Below are 8,539 nucleotides of genomic sequence, written 5' to 3'. Positions count from 1 at the left end.
ACCCGCGAACCAGACACCACACCAAACCGACCCACCTGATCCACCGCCAGACTCAACGCCCCACCATGCGTCAACCCCACACCCTTCGGCACCCCAGACGACCCCGACGTATAAATCACATACGCCAGATCCGCACCCCCCAACACCACATCAGGCGCCACACCCGAGCACGCCTCAATCTCCTCCCGCACCTCGTCCCACACCACCACCTGAACGGCATCACCGACCCGGCCGGTGAGTTCCCCGCCCATCACCGCATCCGTCAGCACCACCGATACGCCGCTGTCCTCCACCATGAAGCCGACCCGCTCCACCGGCAACCGCACATCCATCGGCAAAAACGCCGCCCCCGCCCGCCACACACCCAACATCCCCACCAGCACATCCACACCCCGCGGCACACACAACCCCACCACCGAACCCACCCCGACACCACGACCCCGCAGGTAGTGCGCCAGGCGATTCGCCGCCGCATCCAGCTCACCCCGCGACACCACCACCCCATCCCCCACCACAACCACCGCACCCGCATCCACACCAACCCACCCATCGAACAACCCCAACACCGACGAACCAACACCAGAACCCGCACCCACCAACGAAGACCCACCCCACTCGACAAGTACGCGCTCGCGCTGCTGCTCGTCGAGGATCTTGATCTCGCGCAGGTCGGTGTCCGGGCCTCCGTCGAGGGTCGCGGCCAGGGCGGCGACGACGTTCTCGATGGCGGTGCACAGCATCAGGCCGACGGCACGCGGGTCGAGCACATCCAGTGTCTGGACGCTCAGGCTGAGGCCGGCCGCATCCTGGTCGTTGATGGAGACGACCAGCGGATAGTTGGTCCGCTCCTCCATGAAGACGGTCTGGATGCCCTGCACCGACTCGGGACGGTCCGGTGCGTCCTCGGTGGGGGGCCGGGTGGCACCGGCGGTGTGCCGGTAGTTGAAGAGGGAGGAGAAGAGCGGGGTGTTCCCCGCGATCCCGCTGGCCTGCTGCGCGACCGCCAGCGGCGCGTGCTCATGCTCCAGCAGGGCGGCGAGCTGGTCCCGCATGCCCTCCACGGCGGCCCGTACCCCGATCGGGCCGGTCTGTACGCGGACGGGCAGCGTGTTGATGAACGGGCCGAGCACCCGGTCGGCGCCCTCACCGGCGTTCATCCGCCCGAAGAGGACGGTCCCGAAGACCACGTCGTCCCGCCCTGCGAGCGACGCGAGCACCCGCGCCCACACCACATGCAGGACGGTCGCCGCACTGACCCCCAACTGCCTTGCTACCGAAAGCAGTTCACCGGCGACCTCATCGGCGACGGGCAGCATCTGGGCCCGCAGCCCACTGCCGTCACCCCGCACATCCAGCAGCCCGTACGGTGCCGTCGGCTCGGTCACATCGCCCAGCAGCCCGGCGAAGAACCGCTCGTGCTCGGCACGCGGCACCGACCGCGTCTGCGCGACGAAGTTGCGGAACGGCAGGGCGGGGGCGAGCCGGTCCACCTGGCCGTTCAGCACCGCCCGCATCTCCTGGAGCACCACGTCCATGCCCATGTGGTCCTCGATCATGTGGTGCATCCGCAGCAGTCCGAGCAGCCGGTCCTCGCCGACCGTGGCCACATGCAGATCCATCAGCGGGGCGCGGCGCAGATCCATCGCCGATCCGACGGCACGCACCAGTGCGTCCACCCGCTCCGCGGGGTCGGTGACCTCCGCGTCCAGGGCGTGCTCGACCACCGGCAGCACGACCCGCCGCCACACCACCTGGACCGGCTCGCGCAAGCCCTCCCACACCACACCCGTGCGGTAGACGTCATGCCGGTCCACGACCTGCTGCAAGGCCCCCGCGAACTCCTCCATCCGGGCCCGCGACTCGAACTCCACGACCCGCACGGTCACATAGGCGTCCTGGCCGCCACCTGCCATGAGGTGGTGGAAGAGCATGCCTTCCTGGAGCGGTGCCAGCGGGTACACATCGGCCACGTTCGCGGCGCCGCCGTCGACCGAGGCGACGACCTGGGCGATCTCGGCCTGGTCCAATTCCACCAGCGGGAGCATCTCGGGGGTGAGGTGCTGGGCATCGGCCGGGATCAGGTTCTCCGGCACCACCACCGCCTCGGCACCCGCCGCCCGCGCCAGCCCGGCCGGGGTCGGCGACTCGAACAGCGTCCGCACCGACACCGACACCCCGCGCGTACGCAGCTGCTCGACCAGTGACACGGCCAGCAGTGAGTGACCGCCGAGCTGGAAGAAGTTGTCCTCCACCCCGACCGACTCCAGCCCCAGCACCTCCGCGAACACCGCGCACAGGATCTCTTCCTGCACGGTCGCCGGGGCCCGGCCGGTACCGGTGGCGTACTCGGGCGCGGGCAGGGCCCTGCGGTCCAGCTTCCCGTTGGCGGTCAGCGGCAGCTCGTCCAGGGCCACGAAGGCGGACGGGACCATGTACTCCGGCACCCGGGCGGCGACCAGCTCCCGCAGGGCGTCCACGTCCTGGACCGAGGGCACGACATACGCCACCAGCACATCGTCTCGGGCCACCACAGCGGCCTGGGCGACATCGGCGTGCGTCAGCAGGACGGCCTCGATCTCACCGGGCTCGATCCGGAACCCACGCACCTTGACCTGCTGGTCGGCCCGCCCACCGAAGACCAGTTCCCCGTCCGCCGACCAGCGGGCCAGGTCGCCCGTGCGGTACATCCGCCGTCCGGCGTCGAAGGGGGACGCGACGAACCGCTCACCGGTCAGCCCGGGGCGATTGACATACCCGCGCGCCAGACCGGCACCGGCCACATACAGCTCACCCGTCACACCGACCGGCACCGGCTCCAGCGCGTCATCCAGCACATACACCTGCGTGTTGGCGATCGGCCGCCCGAACGGCACCGGCCCCGAGCGCTCACCATCCACCTCACTGATGGCCGCGATCACCGTGCTCTCGGTCGGCCCGTAGGCGTGCACCAGCCGGCGACCCACCGACCAGTCCCGCGCGACCGCCTCACTGATCGCCTCGGAACCCACCACCATCGGACCCACATGCGCGAGGTCTGCGGGCTCCAGCACCCCGAGCAGCGACGGCACCACACTCGCGGCCGTGACACCCTCCAGCTCCGCCAGCCGCTGCGGCTGCTCCCGCTGCTCATCGCTCGCGATCCACAACGCCGAACCCGACGACAGCGCCACAGCCACGTCCAGCACCGACGCGTCGAAGCTGAAGGACGCGAACTGCAACAAGCCCACACCCGGGCCCGCGCCCATCACCGGCCCGAACACCGACACCAGATTCGCCAGACCGGCATGCGAGACAGCAACGCCCTTCGGCGTCCCCGTCGAACCCGACGTGTAGATCACATACGCCAGATCACCGGCAACACCCGGAGCCTGCCCCGACTCCCCCGGCTGCTCCAGACCATCGGGGTCCAGGACAAGGGACACACCCGCGTCCGCGAGCATGAACTCCACCCGCTCAGCCGGAAGCTGCCCGTCGATCGGCAGATACGCCGCCCCCGCCTTCCACACACCCAGAATCCCGACAACCACCTCCGGCCCACGCGGCAACCTCAGCCCCACCACCGACTCCGGACCAACCCCCCGACCCCGCAGATAATGCGCCACCCGATTCGCCGCCGCATCCAAATCGGCGTACGACAGCTCCACACCCTCACTCACAACCGCCGGGGCCTCCGGAGTGGACGTGGCCCAGCGCTCGAACAGTTCCACCACCGACGCGTCCGGCACCTCCGTCACCGTGTCGTTCCAGTCCACGAGGACCCGTCGGCGCTCCTGCTCATCGAGGATGAGCACCTCGCGCAGGGCGGTGTCCGGGCCGTCGTCCAGGGCGATGGTGAGCGCGGTGACGGTGTTCTCGACGGCGGTGGCCAGCAGCCGGCCCACGGCCTGCGGGTCGAGGAGGTCCACTGTCTGCACACCCAGGCTCAGCCCGCCCGCGCCACGGTCGTTCACGGACACGACCAGCGGATAGTTGGTCCGCTCCTCCATGAAGACGGTCTGGATGCCGTGCACCGAGTCCGGACGGTCCTCGGTGTCGCCGGTCTGGTCGCGGGTCGTGGCGGTGTCGGTGATGTGCCGGTAGTTGAAGAGCGAGGTGAACAGGGGGGTGTTCCCGGCGATCCCGCTGGCCTGCTGGGCGACCGCCAGGGGGGCGTGCTCGTGCTCCAGCAGACCGGCGAGGTCGTCCCGCATCCGTTCCACGGCGGCCCGTACGCCGACCTCTCCGGTCCGTACCCGCACGGGCAGCGTGTTGATGAACGGGCCGAGCACCCGGTCGGCGCCCTCACCGGCGTTCATCCGCCCGAAGAGCACGGTGCCGAAGACCACGTCGTCGCGGCCCGCCAAGGTGCCGAGCACGCGCGCCCAGGCCACATGCAGCACCGTGGCGGTGCTGACTCCGAGCCGCCGCGACGCCTCCCGCAACCCCTCGACCACCTCACCGTCCATGGTCACCACACCCGACACCACACCACTGCCCTCACCGCGCACATCCAGCAGCCCGTACGGTGCCGTCGGCTCGGTCACATCGCCCAGCAGCCCGGCGAAGAACCGCTCGTGCTCGGCACGCGGAACCGACCGCGTCTGCGCGACGAAGTTCCGGAACGGAAGGGCGGGAGCGAGACGGTCGAGCTGCCCGTTCAGGACCGCGCGCAGTTCCTCCAGCACCACATCCATGCCCAGGTGGTCCTGGACCAGGTGATGCATCCGCACCAGCCCCAGCCAGCGACCGTCCGCCACCTCCGCGACATGCAGATCCATCAGCGGCGCCCGCCGCAGATCCATCACCGAACCACCGGCCCGGGTCAGCGCGTTCACCCACTCCGCGGGCTCGGTCGCCCCGACCTCCACATCGAGTACATGCTCGACCACCGGCAGCACGACCCGCCGCCACACCACCTGCACCGGCTCCCGCACACCCTCCCAGACCACACCGGTCCGATAGATGTCATGCCGGTCCACCACCTGCTGCAACGCACCCGCGAACTCATCCAGCCGCGCCCGCGACTCGAACTCCACCACCCGCACGGTGAGGTAGATATCGGCGCCATCGCCGGACATGAGGTGATGGAAGAGCATGCCTTCCTGGAGCGGGGCCAGCGGGTACACGTCCGCGATGTTCGCCGCGCCACCGTCGACGGTCCCGACCACCCGGTCGATCTCATCCTGCGCCAGCTCCACCAGCGGCAGCATCTCGGGCGTGATCCGCTCGGCGTCCGCCGGGATCAGATTCTCCGGCACCTCCACCGACCCGACCGCCGCCGCCCGCGCCAGCCCTGCCGGGGTCGGCGCCTCGAACAGCGCCCGCACCGACACCGACACACCCCGGCCGCGCAACCGCTCCACCAACGACACCGCGAGCAGCGAATGCCCGCCCAGCCGGAAGAAGTCGTCCTCGACACCGACCGACTCCAGGCCCAGTACCTCGGCGAACACCGCGCAGACAACTTCCTCCTGCACACTGACCGGAGCCCGGCCTGCCCCCATGCCGCCGTACTCCGGCTCCGGAAGCGCCCGCCGGTCCAGCTTCCCGTTCGCGGTCAGCGGCAACTCGTCCAGCGCCACGAAGGCGGCCGGGACCATGTACTCCGGCAGCCGCGACGCCAGCAGTTCCCGCAGTACGGCGGTGTCCGGGGCCGATGAGACGACGTACGCCACCAGGGCACCCTCACGGGCCACCACGGCGGCCTGGGCCACCTCCGGGTGCGACAGCAGCACGGTCTCGATCTCACCCGGCTCGATACGGAACCCACGCACCTTCACCTGATCGTCCGCACGACCACCGAACACCAACTGCCCATCGGCCGTCCAGCGCGCCAGGTCACCGGTCCGATACATCCGCTCGCCAGCCTCGAACGGCGACGCCACGAACCGCTCACCGGTCAGCCCGGGACGATTGACATACCCGCGCGCCAGACCCGCACCCGACACATACAACTCACCCATGACCCCGACCGGAACCGGCTCAAGCGCCTCATCCAGCACATACACCCGCGTATTGGCGATCGGCCGCCCGAACGGCACAGGACCCGGCCGCCCACCATCCACCTCCCCGACCGCCACAATCACCGTGCTCTCGGTCGGCCCATACGCATGCACCAGCCGCCGACCCACCGACCACGTCCGCGCCACCGCCTCAGTGACCGTCTCCGCACCCACCACAATCGGACCCACATGCGCCAGATCCGCCGGCTCCAGCACGCCCAGCAGCGACGGCACCACACTCGCCGCGCGGACCCCCTCCAACTCCGCCAAACGACGGGGCTCCTCCCGCTGCTCCTCACTCGCGATCCACAACGCCGAACCCGACGACAACGCCACACCCACATCCAGCACCGACGCATCGAAACTGAACGACGCGAACTGCAACACACCCACACCCGGGCCCGCACCCATCACAGGCCCGAACACCGACACCAGATTCGCCAGCGAGCCATGCGAGACCGCAACACCCTTCGGCATCCCCGTCGAACCCGACGTGTAGATCACATACGCCAAATCGCCAGCGACACCCGGCCTGACAGCCGACTTCCCCGGCTGATCCAGATCCCCCACACCGAGAACAACCCCCACCCCCGCATCCCCGAGCATGAACTCAACCCGCTCAGCCGGAAGCTGCCCATCAACCGGCAGATACGCCGCCCCCGCCTTCCACACACCCAAAATCCCCACAACCATCTCCGGACCACGCGGCAACCTCAACCCCACCACCGACTCCGGCCCAACCCCCCGACCCCGCAGATAGTGCGCCACCCGATTCGCCGCCGCATCCAAATCGGCGTACGACAGCTCCACACCCTCACTCACCACCGCAACCGCACCCGGAGCCGAAGCAACCCACCCCTCGAACAGCTCCACCACCGACGCCTCGTTCGCGGGAGCCTCGGTGTCGTTCCACCCCACCACCAACCGCTCCCGCTCCCCCGCCCCAAGGATCTCCACAGCCCCGACCCGCGTCTCCGGCCTCGCCGTGACCGCCGCCAGCACGCGCGCCCAGCGTTCCGCGATCACCTCGACCGACCCGGCGTCGAAGAGATCCGCCGATCCCAGCAGCGCGCCCTGCAACCCGGTCGGCCGGCCCTCGGCGTCGAACTGCTCGCCGACGACCACCTCAAGGTCGAACTTGGCCGGAACCAGCAAGGGCCCACTCAGCCCCGGCCGCTCCTCCTCACCCTGAGCCGCCCGCACCCCGGTCAGGCCCCCATGCCCGGCCTGCCCCGCCTGGCCCGTCTGCCCCGCCTGCTCGGCGTTCTGGAGTGTGAACATGACCTGGAACAGCGGATGCCGGGCCAGCGAGCGTCCCGGAGCCAGTTCCTCGACCAGGCGCTCGAAGGGCACGTCCTGGTGGGCCAGTGCCCCGAGGCTCGCCTCCCGTACCCGCCCCAGGACCTCACGGAACTCCGGATCCCCGGACAGATCCGTCCGGATGACGAGGGTGTTGACGAAGAACCCGACCAGATCGTCCAGCGCCTCATCCATCCGGCCCGCCACCGCCGAGCCGACCGGGACGTCGGTTCCGGCACCGAGCCGGGACAGGGTCACCGCGAGCGCGGCCTGCAACACCATGAACACCGTCACGCCTTCGGCGCGCGCCAGCTCCACGACTCCCTGGTGCAGTTCGGCCGGGGTCGTGATCGCCACCCGGTGTCCCAGGTGACCGGCGACCGCCGGTCGGGCGCGGTCCACGGGCAGCGTGAGTTCCTCCGGCGCCCCGGCGAGGGCGTCCCGCCAGTACTCGACCTGCGTGGACAGCAGACTCGCCGGGTCGGACTCCTCGCCCAGCACCTCCCGCTGCCACTGCGCGTAGTCGGCGTACTGCACCGGCAGCGGCTGCCAGTCGGGGGCGTGCCCGGCGAGTCGTGCCGCGTAGGCCGTGGAGAGGTCCCGGACCAGGGGGCCCAGGGACCAGCCGTCACCGGCGATGTGGTGCATGACCACGAGCAGGATCTGCTCGTCCGGGGATGACTCGAACAGCGAGGCCCGGAACGGCAGTTCCGACGCCAGATCGAAGGCGTACGCGGACGCGTCCGCCACGGCCCGGTCCAGATCACCGGCCGCGGCGACGACCTGAAGCTCCCAGTCCAGGTCACCGGGGGCGAGGACCCGCTGGTACGGCTCGCCCTGCACCGCCCCGAAGACCGTCCGCAGCGACTCGTGCCGCCCGATGACGTCCCGCAGCGCCTCGTCCAGTACGGCGGTGTCGGCACCGCTGAGCCGGATCGGGAGGGAGAGGTTGTAGGTGGGGCTGGGCCCCTCCAACTGGCCGAGGAACCACAGCCGTCGCTGGGCGAACGACAGCGGCACCCGCTCCGGCCGCTCCACCGCGGCGCGCAGTGCCGTACGGGCCCGGCCGCCGCCCTCGGCGAGAGCTGCCGCCAGCCCCGCCACCGTCGGTGCCTGGAACAGTGTCCGGACCTCGACCTCCACGTCCAGCACGGCACGGATCCGGGAGACCAGGCGGATCGCCAGCAGGGAGTGGCCGCCGAGCCGGAAGAAGCTGTCGTCGACCCCGACCGTCTCCAGTCCGAGCACCTCGGCGAAGA

At 70.2% G+C, this 8,539-nt stretch carries 1 protein-coding gene (only partly in view); it reads right to left on the bottom strand.

Annotated elements, in window-relative coordinates:
- Positions 1–8,539: part of an amino acid adenylation domain-containing protein coding region (locus tag ABZX40_RS05410; RefSeq protein WP_355741750.1), annotated on the bottom strand (this coding region is incomplete at its 3' end). The annotated region continues 9,244 nt past the right edge of the window; the window shows 8,539 of its 17,783 annotated nt.

The sequence above is a fragment of the Streptomyces sp. NPDC004610 genome, from assembly GCF_040609715.1.
Lineage (GTDB): Bacteria > Actinomycetota > Actinomycetes > Streptomycetales > Streptomycetaceae > Streptomyces.
The sequence above is the reverse complement of the archived record's forward strand: the minus strand, read 5'-3'. Positions and strand labels throughout refer to the sequence as shown.